The following is a 20,088-nucleotide window of genomic DNA, read 5'->3' on the forward strand; positions in this document are numbered from 1 at the left end:
CGCATGACGGGTAATTCTTCTCTTATTCGTGGTCTTTCTTCCGCGCTGACAAGCATGGAAGCGGATCTGGTATCCATTCCGCTGATCCAGCCTGCCGATCCGTTTTTGGATATGGCGGGTGAAGATTTGCGCAGACGTATTTTTCTCACTGAAAATGAGAATGGTGACAGTCTGTGCTTGCGACCGGAGTTTACGATACCCGTCTGCCGTAATCATATTGCTTTGAATGCCGCCACACCAAAGCGTTACGCTTATCTGGGCGAAGTGTTCCGCCAGCGCCGTGATGGTGCGAGCGAATTTTTGCAAGCTGGCATTGAAGATTTGGGCGCCGCTGATGAAGCGGCCTCCGATGCGCGCTCTATTGCCGATGCGCTGGCTTGCGTTAAAGCAGCTGCTCCTGATGTAAAATTCGACATTGTGCTTGGTGATCAGGCGGTTTTTGCAGCGCTTGTGAAGGCACTCGGCCTGCCGCAAGGCTGGCGTAAAAAGCTGTTACGTGCTTTTGGTGATGAAAAAGGTCTGGCGGCAACTTTGGCGGATTTATCAGCACCCCAACCGCAGGATCAGTTGCCTGACAATATCATGGCTCTTATCGCAGAGGGTGATGAAGCAGGATTGGCGCAAGTGCTGGAACTGGAAATGCAGGAGGCCGGAATTTCGCCCTCGGGCGGACGCACCCCTGCCGAAATTGCTCGTCGCCTGATTGAAAAAGAAGATTTGGCTGCCATTAAATTTCCAGCGGCTGCCTTGGCTGCTTTGCAAGGTTTCTTGGATATTCGTGCCTCGCTCAATGTGGCAACGGTTACATTACGCGCTTTTGCGGCTGATCATAATCTGGATTTGATATCGGCAATCCAGAAATTTGAAGCGCGTGCGCGTTCCATTGCCTCCAGCGGCATTGATACTGACAAGCTTATTTATGATGCCTCCTTTGGTCGTCCGCTTGATTATTACACCGGCCTTGTTTACGAAATCCGCCATACGGCAGATGGCGAAGAGCAGGTGATTGTCGGTGGCGGTCGTTATGACCGTTTGCTGACCATGCTGGGTGCCAGTGAACCAATTCCGGGTGTTGGGTTTTCTATCTGGCTTGACCGGTTGCGCAAACTTGCCGGAGAGCCGTTATGAGTGTGGTTTTAGCATTGCCGTCCAAGGGGCGGTTAAAAGAAAAATCATTGGAAATTCTCGGTGCCGCCGGTTTCAAGGTCATTTTGCCGACCGATGACCGCAGCTATCGTGCGCGCGTTGAAGGTGTGGATGATCTCGACATTTTGTTTTTGTCGGCTTCCGAAATCGCACGTGAACTTGGCTATGGTGCGGTTGATCTTGGTGTGACCGGTGAAGACCTGATCCGCGAAACTTTGGCACATGCTGATGAACGGGTGAGCATTGAAGTACCGCTGGGCTTTGGTCATGCGGATGTGGTGGTGGCGCTGCCGGAAGTGTGGCGCGATGTGACCACCATGGCTGACCTTGATGATGTGGCTGCGGATTTTCGCCAGCGTCATGGACGTCGTCTGCGTATTGCCACCAAATATTGGCGTTTGACCCAGCAGTTTTTTTCGCAAAAACACGGCATTCAGGTTTATCGTATTGTGGAAAGCTTGGGTGCCACCGAAGGTGCGCCTGCGGCAGGTTCGGCTGATATGATTGTCGATATTACCTCGACCGGCTCCACTTTGCGTGCGAATAAGCTCAAAGTGCTGGAAGATGGCGTTATTTTGCGATCACAAGCCTGTCTGGTGGCTGCGCGTCGCAATATTGATCATCCACGTGTTCAGGATGTGATTGCGCGTATTCGCCTGAGCTTGGCCAATATTGGCTGATTTATTCATATAAAACAAAAAGCCGGTCAGTTATGACCGGCTTTTTGTTTATGCAGGCCTGCTGCCGATCAAGCCGTAATAAGCAATATAAAGATAGCAGACAATAGGCATGATAAAGGCGAGATGCACACCGAGATAATCGGCTAGTACGCCTTGCATGAGGGGTACAATTGCGCCGCCCACAATAGCAATACATAAAACGCCGGATGCTTGGCTGGTATGTTTACCCAAACCATAAACGGCAAGGCTGAAAATGGTCGGGAACATGATTGAGTTGAATAATCCAATCGATAAAACCGCCCACATGGCAACTGAGCCATTGGTCAGCACGGTGACCAGTAGAAGTGTAATCGCCATGAAAGCATTGAAGGCAAGCACTTTGCGGCTATCGGCATAGCGCATGACAGCTGAACCGATAAAACGGCCAAGCATCGCGCCGCCCCAATAAAATGAGACATAATGGGCAGCATTTGTTTCAGGCAGATTTGCAATATCCGGCAGTGCCAGAAAATTGACCAAAAAGCTGCCAATGCTGACTTCGGCACCGACATAAAGAAAAATACCGATTGTGCCCAAGAGCAGATGAGGATAATGCCATGCCGACCCTTCATCGACATGTTGCACTTCAATTTTGCGGCGTACGTCAGGCAGTTTCAGCACCGCAAAAACGATGGCGAGAAGCATTAATGCAAGGCTGAGCAATAGATACGGAAAGCGCACACTATCGGCGGATGCGGCAGTTTCTGCATCCGATACGGCAGCAGACAAAATCAGATAAGAGCCGAAAAATGGTGCGATGGTCGTACCGAGCGAGTTGAAGGCTTGTGTTAAAGTTAAGCGGCTGGCAGCCGTCTCTGCTGTTCCCAAAATGGTAATATAAGGGTTGGCTGCAACCTGTAAAATAGTGACACCGGAAGCCAGCACAAAGAGTGCGCCTAAAAAGAGCTCATAGACATGGTAGGAGGCTGCGGGAATGAACAAGACACAACCGATGGCAGCCATCAGCAAGCCAACTACAATGCCCCATTTGTAAGAAATACGGCTTATTAAGGTGCTGGCGGGTACGGATACGATGAAATAAGCGCCGAAATAACAAAATTGGATCAGCATTGTCTGCGTATAATTGAGCTGAAAAACGCCTTTTAAATGCGGTATCAGAATATCATTCAGACAGGTGATGAATCCGAATAAAAAGAACAACGCCGCTAAACTGGAAAGCGCCGAAGTGTAATTTTCATGAGTTGGGGAACCAGCATTGAACTGACCCTGTGAAGCCGGTGAAAGAGCCATAATAATCTCTTATTAAATAAATTAAAAACTGTGCCCTGAAGGCGGTATGGGTATTTAAAAAAATAAAAACAGGCATAAGCCGATGGGTGAAAAGCTGAGTATGAAATAAAATTAATCGGCCCAATGCGCTATTAATAATCTTTAAAATAATTCTATTTTTTATATAAGTAAATGCTAAAAAGCCGTGCTGTTAAGGCACGGCTTTTTAGAATGAAATAATATTTTTAGTTTAGCGCAGTTTGGCATCAACGGAATAGCTGCCTGCTCCATAGGCTGCAAGTGCGAGAAGACCGCCAGCGATTGCCAGATTTTTTTGTGCCATCATGACATTGAGGCCATTGGAAAAATCCATATGAGCCACCAGAATTGTTCCGATGGTAAAGAGTGCAACGATGATGGCAGCGATGCGGGTCTGGAAGCCAACCAGAATGGCAAGTCCGCCAAGAAACTCAATCAAGCCAACCAGAACTGCAGTGACAGTTGGCATTGGCAAACCTAAAGAACCGAAATAACCTGCTGTACCGGTGATTGCGGTGAGTTTGCCCCAACCGGCAAGAATAAACAGGATGGAAATAAAAATACGGCCGATAAGAACAGCTAGGCTGTTGAGATTGGAATTTGCAGTTTCACTTTGGAATGACATAGGTATCTCCGTTTGTAATTACAGATTCAATACACCTTGTATGCTGTCCATAAAAGTCAGTGCTTGGTCGACTGATTGTATCCATTTGGTGAACGACACAGCGCGGTTTAAAGTTGAAATCCGCGCTGCATATGCAAATTATCTCATTTTTTTGATGTTGGCGACAGCATATCTTCAGGACGCACTAAACGATTATAATCGCTTTCAGAAACATGGCCGCTTTTCAATGCTTCTTGTCGCAGCGTTGTGCCGTTGACATGGGCAGTTTTAGCAATTTTGGCTGCATTGTCATAACCGATTGCCGGAGCAAGCGCTGTGACCAGCATTAATGATTGTTCAAGCAGTGCCTGAATGCGAGCTTCATCGGCTTCAATACCTGCTACACAATTGTCGGCAAACGAGCGCATGGCATCGGTGAGCAGGCGAATTGATTGCAAGACATTGAAAACAATCACAGGCTTATAAACATTGAGCTCGAAATGCCCCTGACTGGCGGCAATGGTGACGGTGGTATTATTGCCGAAAATTTGGGTGGCAACCATGGTCAGGGCTTCCGCTTGTGTCGGGTTGACTTTGCCCGGCATGATGGACGAACCCGGCTCATTTTCCGGCAATTTTAATTCGCCAAGACCGGAGCGGGGGCCGGAACCAAGAAAACGGATATCATTGGCAATTTTGAACAGATCAGCCGCCAATGCATTGAGCGCACCGTGAAATTGCACAATAGCGCCGTGGCTGGCGAGCGCTTCGAATTTATTAGGTGCGGTTTTGAAGCTCAATCCGGTAATAGTTGAGACAGCATCGGCAAAACCGGTGTCAAAACCTTCCGGCGCATTGAGACCGGTACCAACCGCAGTGCCGCCTTGTGCCAACAACATCACATCTTCAAGGCTCTGTTTGATGCGGTGTTCGGCATATTCAAGTGCTGCACGATAGCCGGAAAATTCCTGACCCAGAGTAACGGGTGTTGCATCCTGCGTATGGGTACGCCCGATCTTGATGATCTCTGCAAAGGCGTTTTCTTTGTCTTTGATATGCTTGGTCAGATAGGCAAGCGAAGGCAGCAGCTTGTTGACCGTTTCCATCGCTGTTGCAATGTGAATGGCAGTCGGGAATGTATCATTCGAAGACTGGCTCATATTGACGTGATCGTTAGGGTGCACCGGTTTTTTGCTACCCATCTCGCCGCCCATCAGTTCGATGGCACGGTTGGAAATCACTTCATTGGCATTCATATTGGATTGGGTGCCGGAACCAGTTTGCCAGACAACGAGCGGAAAATGGTCATCAAAATCACCATTGACGACTTCGGCAGCGGCGATGGTGATGACACGACCTAACACCGGATCAAGTTTGCCAAGCTCCATATTGGTTTCGGCGGCAGCCTGTTTGACAATGCCGAGCGCGTGGATGAGGGGAAAGGGCAGGCGCTCGCCGCCAATTTTGAAATTATGCAATGAGCGTTCGGTTTGTGCGCCCCAATATCGATCCCGAGCAACTTCAATCGGACCAAAACTATCGGTTTCAACGCGGGTAGCAGTCATTCCGGAACTCCGTTTTTCATCAAAGATCAGATGGGAAAGATCAGATGGGATTGTCTACATGCGCCGGTTTCATCGCATGAGAATTTAAAACCAAGATGGACAGGCGGAGAAAGAGTATCAGAAAGCCGCTTGGGATCAGGCCTCTTGTTCATCCTCATCCTCGATAATCCATAAAACCGGTTCGATTTTTTTCTGGGTTTTGCTGTCGGTGAAAATCCACCAGCCGGTGTCATTTTCATCCCAGTCTCCGCCGCTCAGTTTAAGCTTATCCAAAGCGCGAAATTGTGCGACCGACTCGTTGATCTGGTCGTCTTCATCCATCCACTGCACCAAAATCTTGGTACCGTCTTGCGGGGCTGTGCTGATAGGGTGTTCTTTGCGCATGCATTCTCTCCTTCAGACTCATATCATGAACATAAGGTAGAAAATGTGAAGAGCAAGCCGGTTCACTGCAAATTGAAGTACTTTATCCGGCTTGCTTTATTATATTTTATTTAGATATTACTTTTGGCGGGCGTCTTTAAGAGCTGAACCCCACCATTCCAGCTGATCCAGCATGGTGTTTGCTGCATCATTGAGGTGGGCAAATTCGTTGAGTGTTTTTTCGCCTTTTACAACGGCGAGATATTCCGGAAACAAGATATGAACGCCGGTTTTTACAGACATGGAGGTCATTTCAACCGCGATCTGACGCAAATGTTCAACAGCGCGCGCGCCACCGACACCGCCGTAACCGACAAAGCCCATTGGCTTTTTGATCCAGTCGCCGTGATCGATGGCGTTTTTCAAAACACCGGTTGGTGCGTGGTTGTATTCGGCAACAGTGAGCACATAGGCATCAAATGAACGCAGTTTGGTCTTCCAGTTTTCTGCTGCCTGATTCTGCGCTTCTGTGGTTGCCGGATCGCCATAAAAACCCATTGGATAATCTGCAACGTCAATGACTTCGACTTCGAGATCAGGACGTTTTTCAGCAATTTCTGCAATCCATTTTGCAGGTGTTGGTGCAAAACGTTCGGTTCGGGTACTGCCAATAATAACGGCGACTTTAAGCTTGCTCATTTAAAACCTCTTTGTCGATGCCTTGCATTGCGGAAGGAGTTTGATTGTGACTTCAATCTTCAATGCGTTAAATGGGAAATTGGTATCAGTCTGACGGTTTGAGACAGCAGATTACTACTGGTAACTATCAGATACTTACTCTATATAAGTAACCTATATATCACGGCAAGGAGGCACTTTTTTGAAACCTGAATTATTTAAAGCCACGCCTGCCTGTCACGCCGTAACGGAGATTTTATCACGCGTTGGCGACAAATGGACAGTGCTCGTCGTGAGCTATCTCGGCAATGGACCAATGCGCTTTAATGAGCTTAAACGCACGGTAACGGGCATATCCCAAAAAATGCTGACCACGACGCTTCGCTCATTAGAGCGTGATGGTTTTGTGCTGCGCACCGTTTATCCGGGTGTACCTGCGAAGGTGGAATATCAGCTGACTGATTTGGGGCGTGATTTGCTCGTACCGGTGCGGGCATTGAGCGCATGGGCGATTGCCAATGAGCAGCGGGTTAAAAACGCTCGTTTGCAATATGATTCAGTGCATAATCCTGAATTAGCACAAGCGGCTGAATAAGGTTTTGATGCGTTAGATTTATTGAAAAAAAAGGAAAGACAGGCACTTAAGGCCCGTCTTTCCAATGTGAGACTGAACTTCCCATAAAAGTGGGGGGGTGGGAAATTCATATATGTACATATCTCACTCAAAAGATTGAGCATGTTTTATAAATCTGTGCAATTGCAACTCTTTGGGAATGCGTAAAGTTTCTGATTTTCTTTGAGGAAGCTATTATTCATAGTAACGTGAGAGTTAACAACTGATCATGAAACGCGTATTGAAATCTTTTTAGCAACTTTGCGTGGTGGTTTATCAGCAAGTTCAAAAATTCATTTTAGAATCATAGACATAAAAAAAGCCCCTGATTCCTCAGAGGCTTTTCTATTTATTGGCCGCATTATCATTACCGCACAGGCGCGAGCGCCTGTGCTATGAAATGCTCGGGAAGACTTCTTAGAAGTCCATGCCGCCACCCGCACCGCCAAGCGGTGCAGGATTTTTAGTTCATGGGCGTGCTTTATGGACTTCTTAGAAGTCCATGCCGCCCATGCCACCCATGCCGCCACCTGGCATTGCTGGCATGCCGCTGTCTTTCTTCGGCAGTTCAGCAATCATAGCTTCGGTGGTGATCATCAGGCCAGCGATAGAAGCTGCGTTCTGAAGAGCGGTACGAACAACCTTAACCGGATCAACAACACCAGCTTTGATCAGATCACCATATTCGTTGGTTGCAGTGTTGTAACCAAAGGTTTCAGAAGCATTTTCGAGGATTTTACCAACGATAACGGATGCTTCTTCACCGGCGTTTGTGGTGATCTGACGAGCAGGAGCCTGCAAAGCGCGACGAACGATGTTGATACCAGCTTCCTGATCAGAATTGATGCCTTTTACAGTGATGTTTGCAGAAGCGCGCAGAAGTGCAGTACCACCACCAGCAACGATACCTTCTTCAACAGCCGCACGGGTTGCGTTCAGAGCATCGTCAACGCGGTCTTTGCGTTCTTTCACTTCAACTTCTGTGGCACCGCCAACACGGATAACTGCAACGCCGCCAGCAAGCTTAGCAAGACGTTCCTGCAGTTTTTCACGGTCGTAGTCGGAAGTGGTTTCTTCGATCTGCTGCTTGATCTGGCCAACGCGGGCTTCGATTTCAGCTTTTGCACCTGCACCGTCAACGACTGTGGTGGTTTCTTTGCTGATTGCAACTTTCTTCGCACGGCCGAGCATGTCGAGCGTGACAGATTCCAGCTTGATGCCGAGGTCTTCGGAGATAACCTGACCACCGGTGAGGATAGCGATATCTTCAAGCATTGCCTTACGACGATCACCAAAGCCTGGAGCCTTAACAGCAGCAATTTTCAGGCCGCCGCGCAGTTTGTTAACAACCAAAGTTGCCAGTGCTTCGCCTTCTACGTCTTCAGCGATGATGACGAGTGGCTTGGAGGTCTGAACAACAGCTTCGAGAACCGGCAGAAGTGCCTGCAGGTTGGAAAGCTTCTTTTCATGCAAAAGGATGTAGGCATCTTCCAGATCAGCAACCATCTTTTCAGGGTTGGTTACGAAATATGGTGACAGGTAACCGCGGTCGAACTGCATACCTTCAACGACTTCGAGCTCTGTTTCAGCAGTCTTGGCTTCTTCAACAGTGATAACGCCTTCGTTGCCGACTTTCTGCATCGCATCAGCAATCATCTGGCCGATTGAAACTTCACCATTGGCTGAGATGGTGCCAACCTGAGCAACTTCTTCAGACGTGTTGATCTTCTTGGCTTTGCCGATAAGGTTGGCAACAACTTCGGTAACTGCCAGATCAATACCGCGCTTCAGATCCATCGGGTTCATACCGGCAGCAACAGCTTTTGCGCCTTCCTGAACGATGGCCTGACCCAGAACGGTAGCGGTTGTTGTACCGTCACCAGCTGTGTCATTGGTTTTCGAAGCTACTTCGCGCAGCATCTGTGCGCCCATATTTTCAAACTTGTCTTCAAGTTCTATTTCTTTAGCAACCGATACACCGTCTTTAGTGATGCGTGGAGCACCGAAAGACTTGTCGATAACAACGTTACGACCTTTAGGGCCGAGCGTTACTTTTACAGCATCTGCAAGGATGTCGACGCCGCGCAGCATTTTTTCGCGCGCTGAACGACCGAATTTTACTTCTTTAGCAGCCATTTTATATCTCCTGGGAATTGTCCCGGTCAGATTGGTGGTTAAATCGAATATCTTAGCTGCCGGATATATTTCCGGCCTTCATCGGGTGCATAAACAATGCACCGCATGAATGAATTAGCCGAGGATACCCAGAATGTCGGATTCTTTCATAATCAGCAGGTCTTCGCCGCCGATCTTGACTTCTGTGCCGGACCACTTGCCGAACAGAACTTTGTCACCAGCTTTAACGTCCAGTGCAACCAGCTTGCCGGCTTCATCACGTGTGCCGGAGCCTACAGAGACAACAACGCCTTCTGATGGCTTTTCTTTTGCGGAATCAGGAATGATGATGCCGCCAGCGGTTTTTGCTTCCGACTCAACACGACGGACAACGACGCGATCGTGAAGTGGGCGGAAATTGGTCTCAGCCATGATCTAAACCCTTAAAAAAATAATGTTGAACCCCTCCATGGATCTCGTGATCCACGGTTATTAGCACTCTATGGTCATGAGTGCTAACCTGCTAATTAGATAGAAATGACCTGTTTTAATGTCAAGGCCTCGAAGCATTTATGATTAAGAAAGAAATGCAATTTTTTGTCTTTTTGCAAAATCCGCCATGCGTGCAGATTAATGCAATTTTCTCTATCCTTTAGTTGAGGCATATTAAATCAGACTCCATTATCAAGCCCTGCAAACATGTCAGCTTTATGAAAAGTGATGTTTGAAAAAAATGCTATTTTATCAGAACCTGCATTTTTTTGTCATTTATCGGCATAGATAAGCCTTGTCTTTGTATGCAGGCGTGACATGAGCGTGAGCATGGGTTAGAGGAGCAAGTATAAAAATATTTGCTTATTGTTGGTGCAGGTTTGCGGAAAAATAAACTCCGGCATATTTTCAATCAACAATGATGGCTCATCAATCTTGGATCTTTTTATGATCCCTGCGTCTTGTTAAATGAGGATTGGCATGAAATTCCCTGAGCGTCTGGATGATCTCACCAATGATTATGATGTGCTGTTTTGCGATGTGTGGGGCGTGGTGCATAATGGTGAGCAAGCTTTTCCGCTGGCCTGCAAAGCTTTGCAGCGCGCGCGCGCCAAAGGCGTAAAGGTTGTTTTGGTCACCAATTCTCCGCGTCCTTTTCCGGGCGTCGTGGCGCAGCTCGGCACATTGGGTGTGCCTGATGATGCTTATGATGCGGTTGTGACTTCGGGTGATGTGACCCGTGATCTGATCGCAGAAGGTCCGCGCAAAGTTTTCTATATCGGCGCCGATCATGAATATGCGATCTTTGATGGTCTGGATGTGGAATTGGTGGAAGAGTTTGAAGCCGCTGGCGTTGTCTGCACCGGCTTGTTTGATGACGAGGTGGAGACACCTGAAGATTACACCGAAATGCTGGAGCGTTTCCGCGCCCGTAATCTTCCGTTTATTTGTGCCAACCCTGATTTGATCGTGGAACGCGGCAACCGCATGATTTGGTGTGCAGGTGCTTTGGCACGTGATTATGGTTTGATGGGCGGGCGTACACAAGTTGCCGGCAAGCCGCATCATCCGATTTATGCGGCCGCATTAAAGGCTGCGGAGAAATTGCTTGGCCGGAGCGTCGAAAAATCGCGCATCTTGGCTATTGGCGATGGTATCTTGACTGATGTAAAGGGTGCGGCACAATTTGGTGTTGATGTACTTTATATTTCCGGCGGTATTCATGCGGCTGATTATATTGATGCGGAAACCATGAATGTTGAAAAACTGAAAGTGTTTTTGAACAAGCATGGCCATCAGCCGGTTGCGACGATTAAGCATCTCGTTTAATCGCACTGAAATAAAACGCACAGAGCAATTTTATGTCCAAACAGCCATTTCAGCGTCTTAATACCACCGATAATCTGCCCATACATTTGCGCCATGCTGTAGTGGCGATCGGTAATTTCGATGGTGTGCATCGTGGACATCAGGCTGTGCTGCAACAGGCACTGGAACAGGCAGCAAATGAAGGGCGGCCATGCATCGCCCTGACATTCGAGCCGCATCCGCGCTCTTTCTTCAAACCGGATGAGCCTGTTGATCGCCTGACGCCGTCACGCGAAAAATCATATCTCTTGGAAATACTTGGCTTTGATGCAGTGATCGAGCAACCTTTCACGGCTGAATTTTCAGCGTTGAGTGCTGAAGAATTTGTCGAGACAATCTTGGTTGAAAACTTTGCCGCCAGTGGTGTGGTGATCGGCTACGATTTCCACTTCGGTAAAGCACGCCGTGGCACACCGGAATTTTTGGTGCGGGCCGGTCAGCAAGCCGGTTTCAGTGTTACATTAGTCGATGCTTTTTGTGATGAAGGTTCGACGCAGATATCCTCAAGCCGTATCCGGGATTTCTTGTGCGACGGTGATGTAGTTCAGGCTGCAGGGCTGCTTGGTCACCGTTATCAGGTGCGCGCCGAAGTGGTGCATGGCCGCAAACTTGGCCGCGAGCTTGGTTTCCCCACCGCCAATATGCATTTGCCGGAACAGACTCATCTGAAACATGGCATTTATGCTGTGCGTTTCCGTCGTGCGGATGGCTCACTCTATAATGGTGTGGCCAGCTATGGTCGCCGTCCGACTGTCACCGACAATGGTGTACCATTGTTGGAGACCTTCCTGTTCGACTTCTCCGGCGATCTTTATGGCGAATTGGCCACTGTTTCTTTCTTCGGTTTTTTACGAGGTGAAGTGAAATTTGACGGTTTGGAACCGCTGATGGCGCAAATGCGTCAGGATGAAGCCGAGGCACGCGCACTTCTCGCGGCAGTCAAACCATTATCTGCGCTTGATCAAAAGCTTTCATTTGATGGTAGTGTTGACTGTTTAACCGCTACACCGGCGTAAAACTGACAGTTTAAAGTTAAATTTACTGCTTTATTGCAATATGCTATAGAGAGCTGCACTGTACTGTTGGTGTGGTTGAGGGGAAGTGTGTTGCGTAAGCCATATTTAACTGCAGTAGCTATTCTGGTTTTATTGGCAGCTGTATCTGCACAAGCCGCCGATGATGTGAATGTGCTTGAGAAAAAACCTTTCTGGGCAGGTGACTGGTCTTTGACCATTGGCGGTTTAGGTGAACTTGCACCGCGCTATGAGGGTGCAAGCAGCCGGATGCTTTTTGGCGAACCGTTGATCTCACTAACGCGGGCTGGCGATGTGCCACGTTTCGATTCCCAAAATGACAATTTCGAATTTGCGCTCATTGACACTTATAGTTTTTCGGCCGGACTTGCCGGAAAACTGTTGTTCAAACGTGATTCTGGCACCTCCGATGATCTGGAAGGTCTTGATCCGGTTAAATTTGGTGGTGAGATCGGTGGCTTTGCCGAATTTTATCCGGTTGACTGGATGCGTGTGCGTGGCGAACTGCGACAAGGTATTCGTGCCCATAAAGGCATTGTCGGTGAAGTGGCGGCAGATGCCTTTTATGATGTGACGCCGGTTATACGTGTTTCCGGCGGGCCGCGTATTGATTTTGCCAGTAAAGACTATTTCAAATCCTATTACGGTGTTGATGCCAAAGAGGCTCGATTAAGCGGGTTATCGCAATATCATCCCGGTGGTGGTTTGAAGTCTTTAGGGGCAGGCGCTGCTGTTACCTGGAAAGCAACCGACAAGATCACCACCAGTCTTTATGGCGAATATGAGCACTTGCAGGGGCCTGCAAAAAAATCAAGTCTGGTGGAAGAGCGTGGCAAGCGCAACCAGTTCAGCTTTGGCTTAACCGCATCTTATCGCTTTGATTTTACGCTGGATTGATCGCAAACGATAAAAAATCAGCACGTGGGTTAAAGATTCTTGTCCTGAGGTCTTTATTCCTTGGCATGGCATTGCTAAAAGCATTGCCATGATGACATGTTATCGGACACTTATTATAACCAATATACGAATTATTGGCCCGGCTTTCCCCGGCGCCTGAAGGCGCAAATGTGGGAAGGTCCGGGTATGAACGGCTGTGTGACGCGGCCCCCTGTTTTTTGATTTTCCTTTTGCCCGCATAAAAATGAACGGGCGCAACAGGCTAGAAGTATATAATATGACCGATACAACGGCAAAAATCGATTATTCGAAGACCCTCAATCTGCCACAAACCGACTTTCCCATGCGCGCAAGTCTGCCGCAGCGCGAGCCGCTGTTGGTTGCGCGTTGGGAGGAGATGAATCTTTATAAAAAACTGCGTGAAGATGCCAAAGATCGCCCGCTCTGGGTGCTGCATGATGGCCCTCCCTATGCTAACGGCAATATCCATATCGGTCATGCGCTGAACAAGACGCTGAAAGATGTGATCACCCGCTCGTTCCAGATGCGTGGTTTCAACTCCAACTATGTGCCGGGTTGGGATTGTCACGGTCTGCCGATCGAATGGAAGATTGAAGAAAAATACCGCGCTAAGGGTCAGAATAAAGACGAAGTGCCGATCAATGAATTCCGCAAAGAATGCCGCGAATTTGCTGAGGGCTGGATCAAGGCGCAAACAGAAGAATTCAAGCGTCTGGCGATCACCGGTGACTTTGAAAACCCATACACCACAATGAACTTCCATGCGGAAGCGCGCATTGCCGGTGAATTGCTGAAATTTGCCCGTACCGGTCAGTTGTACCGCGGCTCCAAGCCGGTGATGTGGTCGGTTGTTGAGCGTACCGCTTTGGCTGAGGCTGAAGTTGAATATCATGATGTTGAATCGGATATGATCTGGGTTAAGTTCCCTGTCACCAATGTGGCAGAACTTGACGGCGCTTATGTCGTGATCTGGACAACCACCCCTTGGACAATTCCAGGTAACCGCGCCATCGCTTATTCGCCGAAAGTTTCTTACGGCCTTTATGAGGTCACAGGTGCTGAGAACGATTTTGGTCCTAAAGTTGGTGAAAAACTGATTTTTGCTGATACTCTGGCTGAAGACTGCTTCAAAAAAGCCAAACTGACATTCAATCGTTTGGCCGATGTGTCGGTTGAGCAGCTCGATGGCATGACTGCATCCCACCCGCTGAAAGGCTTCGGCGGCGGTTATGAATTTACCGTGCCACTGGTAGCCGGTGATCACGTCACCGATGATGCCGGTACAGGTTTCGTTCATACCGCACCAAGCCATGGTCGTGAAGACTTTGAAGCTTGGATGGATGCGGCACGTGAACTCGAAGCACGCGGCATCAACCCGGCCATTCCTTTCCCTGTTGATGATGCTGGTTTTTACACATCTGATGCACCGGGCTTTGGCCCTGACCGCGAAGGCGGTGCTGCACGCGTTATTGATGATAATGGCAAGAAGGGCGATGCCAACGAAGCTGTTATCAAAGAACTGATCGCACGCGATCTTCTCTTTGCCCGTGGACGTATGAAGCATTCATATCCGCATTCATGGCGCTCTAAAAAGCCGATCATCTTCCGCAATACGCCGCAGTGGTTTGTCTATATGGACAAAGAACTGGGTGATGGTACGACGCTGCGTTCACGCGCTTTGGGTGCGATTGATGATACACGTTTTGTGCCAAATGCCGGTCAGAACCGTCTGCGTTCGATGATTGAAAACCGTCCGGATTGGGTTCTCTCGCGTCAGCGCGCTTGGGGTGTGCCGATCTGCGTTTTCGCCAGTGAAGATGGCACCGTTCTGGTGGATGAAGCGGTCAATGAGCGCATTTTGGCCGCCTTTGAAGCGGAAGGTGCCGATGCATGGTTTGCAGAAGGTGCACGTGAGCGTTTCTTGGGTAATCGCTCTAATGAGCCTTGGGAGCAGGTCACCGACATTCTCGATGTTTGGTTTGATAGTGGTTGCACCCATGTTTTCACTCTGGAAGACCGTCCGGACATGAAATGGCCGGCCGACCTTTATCTGGAAGGTTCCGATCAGCATCGTGGCTGGTTCCATTCCTCATTGCTGGAAAGCTGCGGAACCCGTGGCCGCGCACCTTATAATGCAGTTTTGACTCATGGTTTCACCATGGATGAGCACGGCAAGAAAATGTCGAAGTCGCTCGGCAATACCGTAACACCGCAGGACATCATCAAGGATTCAGGCGCTGATATTCTGCGTCTTTGGGTGATGACTTCGGATTATTGGGAAGATCAGCGTCTGGGCAAAAGCATCATCCAGACCAATATCGATGCTTATCGTAAATTGCGTAACACTGTCCGTTGGATGCTTGGCACACTTTCGCATGATGAAGGCGAAGAGGTTGCTTATGCCGATCTGCCGGAACTTGAAAAGCTGATGCTGCATCGCTTGAGTGAGCTGGATGAGCTGGTTCGCAACGGGTATGACAGCTTTGAATTCAAGCGTATCACACGTGCCCTGATCGACTTTACCAATATCGAATTGTCGGCTTTCTATTTCGATATACGTAAAGATGCGCTTTATTGCGATGCACCTTCAAGTGTGCGCCGTAAAGCAGCGCTTCAGACCGTGCGTCATCTCTTCGATAATATCGTGACATGGCTGGCGCCAATGCTGCCATTTACCACCGAAGAAGCATGGCTTGACCGCTACAAAGATGCGGTTTCTGTCCATCTGGAGCAATTCCGCACCATTCCGTCAGAATGGAATAATCCGGTTCTGGCCGCGAAATGGGACAAAGTGCGCGATGTGCGCCGCGTTGTGACAGGCGCGTTGGAACTGGAACGTGCGGATAAGCGCATTGGTTCGTCATTGGAAGCAGCGCCCGTTGTCCATATCACAGATGCTTCTTTGATGTCGGCGCTTGAAGGTCTGGATATGTCCGAAATCTGCATCACCAGTGGTTTGACCATTACGGATCAGCCGGCCATTGGCGAAGCTTTTTATTTAAGCGATGTGAAGGGTGTGGCTGTTGTTCCTGAAAAAGCAAGTGGCACCAAATGCGCGCGTTCATGGCGTTACACCGATGATGTTGGCAGTGATTCTGAATTCCCTGACGTTTCAGCGCGTGATGCAGAAGCCTTGCACGAATTAAAAGCGTTGGGTAAGCTGGCCTAAATATCAAGATTGGCGGCAGTCATGTATAAAAGATTAATTGCATGATTGCCGCTTTTGCTTCTCTCCTGTAGAAGCTTTTTTTAAAGAACGGATCGGCTTCGTCATAGAGTTGCCGGTTTTATGCGACAATACCGCTGGAGATGCGGATAAAGAAGTGGCGCTTATGACGATTGATAGAAGAATTCTGGTGCTTGCAACGGCTGTCGCCGGTCTCTCCCTGTCGGGGTGCGTTTCTTCACCAACCTATGGCACCGACAAAAGCGCAGGCGCGCAGTTGTTTGATGATGTGTCCAACATTGTTCCGTTGGGAACCGCAACCAAAAAAGATCCGATTGATTATAAGCCGCGCCCTGAATTGGTGCGCCCGGCTTCCGGTCAGGTTGCTCATTTGCCGGCTCCTCAGGAAAAGGTAACCCAATCAGGCGCAGCATGGCCGGAATCGCCTGAGCAACGCCGCAAGCGTTTGCGTGATGAGGCTACCGCCAATCAGGATAATCCATTTTATCGTCCGGCGGTGAAGCCCAATGTGCCTGCCAACTCAACAGCTTCTTATGATTATGATCTGACCAAGCCGCCGACAAAACGCGTGGCCGAGGCCAAGAAAGAACTGCATTTGCAGAAGGTTGGCGCGCCGGATCAACGTCGTTATTTGAGTGAGCCACCTTTGGCTTATCGCCAGCCTGCAGCCACAGCCCCAATCGGTGAGCAGGGTGATGATGAGGCTAAAAAAGAACGCGCACGTAAGAAAGCTGCCAGCAAGAGCAAAAGCTGGAGCGATTATATGCCTTGGAACTAACAATTCGCGCAATCAATTTGCGTGAGTTTGTCGATGATAGAAAAAGCCGGTTTTGTCCGGCTTTATCTGTTTTTAGCGTCTTTGCTTAAAAAACGCTCTCAGTAAATTTTGAGATTCTGTTTCGCCAAAGCCTGAATAAGTTTCTGGAGCATGATGGCATGTTGGTTGGGTGAAAAAACGGCCGCCATATTCAACACCGCCACCTTTTTCGTCGGCAGCGCCATAATAAAGCCGCCTGATGCGCGCAAAAGAAATGGCAGCTGCACACATGGCGCAGGGCTCAAGCGTTACATATAGATCGCAGTCAGGTAGTCTTTCTGATTTCAGCAGGTCACACGCCTGCCGGATCGCAAGCACTTCAGCATGAGCGGTCGGATCATTGAGCAGACGGGTACGATTACCGGCACGAGCAATAATGTTGCCATCAAGTACGATCACGGCTCCAATTGGCACTTCGCCTAAGGCTTGCGCTTCAAGTGCTTGCTCAAAAGCCTGTGCCATAAATCTGTTTTTGGGCGGATCTTCTTGTTCAAGGTGTTTTTTCATCATTGTTGATCGCCTATAGTAGAAATTTTACTCGCATGCTTCCATTTGATTTGTTACTGCATAAACTTAAAAACCGGAACCATTTACCAACGGAATTATCCAGCGTTGATGAACGTCGTTGATGATTGTCCATAAATCAATGCAAGGCGCGGCTGCGACCGCTGCTGAAAGGCCATTATTAAAATGAGCAGAGATCATAATGAAGAAGGCGAAAAGCGTCCCTTCGATAAACGCGGAGAAAACCGCGATCAAGATAAAAGAACAGGCCGCGGTGAAGGTTTCAAACCCCGCGAGCGCGATGGCGAGCGTCGCCCACGCGAATTTGGTGCCCGTGATGGTGAAGGACGTGATGGCCGTGAACGCCGCGATCGTGACGACAAACCACGTTTTGAAAAGAAATTCGGTGACAAGCCGCGTTTCGACAAGGGGGATGCCCCGCGCAGCCGTGATGTAGGTGACAGAGATGCGTCCGTTGAAGAAGCCGAGCGTATTGCCAAGCGCTTAGCGCGCGCCGGTATTGCTTCACGCCGTGAAGCTGAAACCATGATCGCTGCCGGCCGCATCAGCGTGAACGGCAAAGTGCTGACCACACCTGCATTCAACGTCAATCGTACAGATATTATCAAAGTTGATGGTAAATTGCTGCCGCAGACCGAACGCACCCGTTTGTGGCTTTACCACAAGCCTGCGGGTCTTGTGACCACCAACCGTGATCCTGAAGGCCGCCCGACCGTATTTGAAGCGCTGCCGGAAGATATGCCGCGTGTGTTGTCAGTAGGTCGTTTGGATATCAACACCGAAGGCTTGTTGTTGCTGACCAATGATGGTGGTTTGTCGCGTATTCTGGAATTGCCGACCACTGGTTGGTTGCGCCGTTACCGCGTTCGCGCGCATGGCAGCGTGACACAGGAACAACTGGATGAGTTGAAAAACGGTATTGCCGTTGACGGTATTTTCTATGGCAGCATTGATGCACAACTGGAACGTCAGCAGGGCAGCAATGTCTGGCTGAATATCGGTCTGCGCGAAGGCAAAAACCGAGAAGTCAAAAATATTCTTGGCGCTCTCGGCCTGACTGTTGGTCGCTTAATCCGTGTGTCTTTCGGGCCTTTCCAGTTGAGCGATCTGGAAGTGGGCGCCGTGCGTGAAATCCGTGGCCGTACATTGCGTGACCAGCTGGGCGAACGTTTGGTGCAAGAATCGGGTGCCGATTTCGATGCACCGATCATCAATGAATTTTCAAATTCTGATGTCCGTGGCGCCGGTATTCGTGCCCCGCGTGGTGATGAGGCACAGCAGGATGAACGTCCTCGCCGTCCGCGTGAGTGGATTTCATCTAGTCCGTCGCAAGGTAAACCAAAACGTACCGAGCGTGTTGAAGAAAGCCGCCGTCCGCGTGGCGTGAATGTGTGGATGGCACCAGGTGCGCGTCCGCAATCCGCCAAAGCAGAAGCCGCGGCTGAAGAACGTAGCGAATATCAAAAACGTGAGCGCAAACCGTTTGGCGAAGCTCGTGGTGGTGCACCCCGTGGTGAGCGTTCGGATCGCCCATTCCGCTCCAATGATCGTGACCGCCAAGGTGGTTTTGAGCGTAAACCGCGCGACGGTGATTATGCCCCGCGTCCACGCCGTTCAGATGATGAAGGCTCATTCCAGAAGCGTTCTTATGGCGAAGGCCGTGGTGAACGTTCAGAGCGTTTTGACCGCGCACCAAGACCAGAGGGCGACCGCCGTCCACGCGCCGAGGGTGCTAGCCGTCCGCGTTTTGACGATGAGCAGAAGCGTCCGGGTCGCCGTGAACGTGAACGTGAGAACGCCCGCGAAGCCCGCCGCACCGAAGATTTCGCCGGCGGTTATTCCCGCGGTGAAAAATCACGTGATGCCCGTCCATTTGGCGATAAGCCACGCAGTGATAAGCCTTGGGGCGATAAGCCACGCGGTGACAGGCCACGCGGCGACAAGCCATTTGGTGATAAGCCACGTAGTGATAAACCTTGGGGTGACAAGCCACGCAGTGACAAACCGCGCAGCGAGCGTCCGCAAAATGATCGTCCGAGAGGCGACAAGCCTTTCCGCGATGGACCATCCGGCAGTGGCAATCGTTCAGGTGGAAAACCGGGAGGACGTGGTGCGGATCGTCGGCGGTAAGTTTCGCGGACGGCCATTAGCTACGCCACAAACAAATGCGATCCGTCCAACGACGGATCGCACCCGTGAAAGCTTGTTTAATATTTTGATGCATAAATATGCCGACAAGATCGAGAATGGACGTATTCTCGATCTTTTTGCCGGTACAGGCGCATTGGGTCTTGAGGCTTTGTCGCGCGGCGGCCGCTACGGCGTTTTCATTGAGGAATCTGCTGAAGGTCGTGGTTTGCTGCGTCAAAATATTGAAAATTTTGGTTTGCAGGGGCAGACGAAAGTTTTCCGCCGCAATGCTTGTCAATTAGGGCTAGCGGGAACGCTGGAGCCATTTGATGTGGTTTTTGCCGATCCGCCTTACGGAAAGGGCTTGGGTGAAAAAGCCTTGACTGCAGCTCTGGAAGGCAACTGGCTTAATTCTGACGCAATTATCATTCTTGAAGAAGAAGCAGATGCTTTGCTTAATCTCGATGAGCGTTTTGTCATTGAGGATGAGCGGGATTACGGACTGACCACCATTCGCCTGATAAGGCTTGCTCATTAGTCATATA

Annotated in this window: 18 protein-coding genes; 10 read left to right on the top strand and 8 right to left on the bottom strand. The window is 49.5% G+C overall.

The genetic code is table 11. The features are described from left to right. Window positions 1–3 precede the first annotated feature (3 nt). Both JNC77_RS03755 and hisG read left to right on the top strand, forming a co-directional pair. Complete coding sequence (locus tag JNC77_RS03755) at window positions 4–1,128, top strand: ATP phosphoribosyltransferase regulatory subunit (protein WP_374829563.1); 1,125 nt, start codon at window positions 4–6, stop codon at window positions 1,126–1,128. Then, entirely contained in the window at window positions 1,125–1,826 is a 702-nt protein-coding gene (gene hisG, locus JNC77_RS03760) for an ATP phosphoribosyltransferase (protein WP_374829565.1), read from the top strand. Before JNC77_RS03755 ends, hisG begins: the two co-directional genes overlap by 4 nt. A gap of 48 nt (window positions 1,827–1,874) precedes the next feature. Here the strand turns inward: hisG and JNC77_RS03765 are convergent, their stop codons facing one another. The 5 genes from JNC77_RS03765 to JNC77_RS03785 form a co-directional block, all read right to left on the bottom strand. Next, a complete protein-coding gene (locus JNC77_RS03765) occupies window positions 1,875–3,116 on the bottom strand; it encodes a sugar MFS transporter (protein ID WP_374829567.1) in 1,242 nt (413 codons plus the stop codon). Between the two features lie 229 nt (window positions 3,117–3,345). Then, window positions 3,346–3,759 carry a DoxX family protein gene (locus JNC77_RS03770; protein WP_374829569.1) on the bottom strand — a complete coding sequence of 138 codons (414 nt, stop codon included), beginning with the start codon at window positions 3,757–3,759 and terminating at the stop codon, window positions 3,346–3,348. Between the two features lie 143 nt (window positions 3,760–3,902). Further along, the gene (gene fumC / locus JNC77_RS03775) at window positions 3,903–5,303 is read right to left on the bottom strand and encodes a class II fumarate hydratase (protein WP_374829571.1); all 1,401 of its coding nucleotides are present in this window, start codon (window positions 5,301–5,303) and stop codon (window positions 3,903–3,905) included. Between the two features lie 135 nt (window positions 5,304–5,438). Then, window positions 5,439–5,687 (bottom strand): hypothetical protein, encoded by a 249-nt coding sequence (locus JNC77_RS03780; RefSeq protein ID WP_374829573.1) that lies wholly within the window; start codon window positions 5,685–5,687, stop codon window positions 5,439–5,441. A 117-nt stretch (window positions 5,688–5,804) separates the two neighbouring features. Then, window positions 5,805–6,365 carry an NADPH-dependent FMN reductase gene (locus JNC77_RS03785; protein ID WP_374829575.1) on the bottom strand — a complete coding sequence of 187 codons (561 nt, stop codon included), beginning with the start codon at window positions 6,363–6,365 and terminating at the stop codon, window positions 5,805–5,807. A 181-nt stretch (window positions 6,366–6,546) separates the two neighbouring features. Between JNC77_RS03785 and JNC77_RS03790 the strand changes: the two genes are divergently transcribed. Continuing rightward, complete coding sequence (locus JNC77_RS03790; RefSeq protein WP_374829577.1) at window positions 6,547–6,939, top strand: winged helix-turn-helix transcriptional regulator; 393 nt, start codon at window positions 6,547–6,549, stop codon at window positions 6,937–6,939. A gap of 510 nt (window positions 6,940–7,449) precedes the next feature. On the opposite strand, the gene groL is transcribed toward JNC77_RS03790, so the two are convergent. Both groL and JNC77_RS03800 read right to left on the bottom strand, forming a co-directional pair. After that, the gene (gene groL, locus JNC77_RS03795) at window positions 7,450–9,093 is read right to left on the bottom strand and encodes a chaperonin GroEL (protein ID WP_374829579.1); all 1,644 of its coding nucleotides are present in this window, start codon (window positions 9,091–9,093) and stop codon (window positions 7,450–7,452) included. Between the two features lie 114 nt (window positions 9,094–9,207). Then, window positions 9,208–9,504: a co-chaperone GroES gene (locus JNC77_RS03800; RefSeq protein WP_343800895.1), complete on the bottom strand. Its 297-nt coding sequence runs from the start codon at window positions 9,502–9,504 to the stop codon at window positions 9,208–9,210. 540 nt (window positions 9,505–10,044) lie between these two features. Here JNC77_RS03800 and JNC77_RS03805 point away from each other — a divergent pair. The 5 genes from JNC77_RS03805 (at window position 10,045) to JNC77_RS03825 (ending at window position 16,849) form a co-directional block, all read left to right on the top strand. Next, window positions 10,045–10,893 (top strand): TIGR01459 family HAD-type hydrolase, encoded by an 849-nt coding sequence (locus tag JNC77_RS03805; protein WP_374829581.1) that lies wholly within the window; start codon window positions 10,045–10,047, stop codon window positions 10,891–10,893. Between the two features lie 32 nt (window positions 10,894–10,925). After that, a complete protein-coding gene (locus tag JNC77_RS03810) occupies window positions 10,926–11,948 on the top strand; it encodes a bifunctional riboflavin kinase/FAD synthetase (protein ID WP_374829583.1) in 1,023 nt (340 codons plus the stop codon). Window positions 11,949–12,038: 90 nt separating this feature from the next. Next, window positions 12,039–12,863, top strand: coding sequence for a MipA/OmpV family protein (locus tag JNC77_RS03815; protein ID WP_374829585.1), 825 nt, complete (start codon window positions 12,039–12,041; stop codon window positions 12,861–12,863). A 277-nt stretch (window positions 12,864–13,140) separates the two neighbouring features. Further along, complete coding sequence (gene ileS, locus JNC77_RS03820; protein ID WP_374829587.1) at window positions 13,141–16,053, top strand: isoleucine--tRNA ligase; 2,913 nt, start codon at window positions 13,141–13,143, stop codon at window positions 16,051–16,053. A 163-nt stretch (window positions 16,054–16,216) separates the two neighbouring features. Beyond that, entirely contained in the window at window positions 16,217–16,849 is a 633-nt protein-coding gene (locus JNC77_RS03825) for a hypothetical protein (RefSeq protein WP_374829589.1), read from the top strand. A 72-nt stretch (window positions 16,850–16,921) separates the two neighbouring features. Here JNC77_RS03825 and JNC77_RS03830 read toward each other — a convergent pair whose 3' ends face one another. Then, on the bottom strand, window positions 16,922–17,398 hold the full coding sequence (locus JNC77_RS03830) for a nucleoside deaminase (protein WP_374829591.1): 477 nt from the start codon (window positions 17,396–17,398) through the stop codon (window positions 16,922–16,924). A 180-nt stretch (window positions 17,399–17,578) separates the two neighbouring features. Between JNC77_RS03830 and JNC77_RS03835 the strand changes: the two genes are divergently transcribed. Together JNC77_RS03835 and rsmD are read left to right on the top strand one after the other, a co-directional pair. After that, the gene (locus tag JNC77_RS03835; protein WP_374829593.1) at window positions 17,579–19,543 is read left to right on the top strand and encodes a pseudouridine synthase; all 1,965 of its coding nucleotides are present in this window, start codon (window positions 17,579–17,581) and stop codon (window positions 19,541–19,543) included. Further along, on the top strand, window positions 19,473–20,081 hold the full coding sequence (rsmD, locus tag JNC77_RS03840) for a 16S rRNA (guanine(966)-N(2))-methyltransferase RsmD (RefSeq protein ID WP_374829595.1): 609 nt from the start codon (window positions 19,473–19,475) through the stop codon (window positions 20,079–20,081). The genes JNC77_RS03835 and rsmD overlap by 71 nt, the downstream gene beginning before the upstream one ends. Window positions 20,082–20,088 lie beyond the last annotated feature (7 nt).

Origin of the sequence: Paenochrobactrum pullorum, from assembly GCF_041929845.1 — a bacterium.
Taxonomy (GTDB): Bacteria; Pseudomonadota; Alphaproteobacteria; order Rhizobiales; family Rhizobiaceae; genus Paenochrobactrum; species Paenochrobactrum pullorum.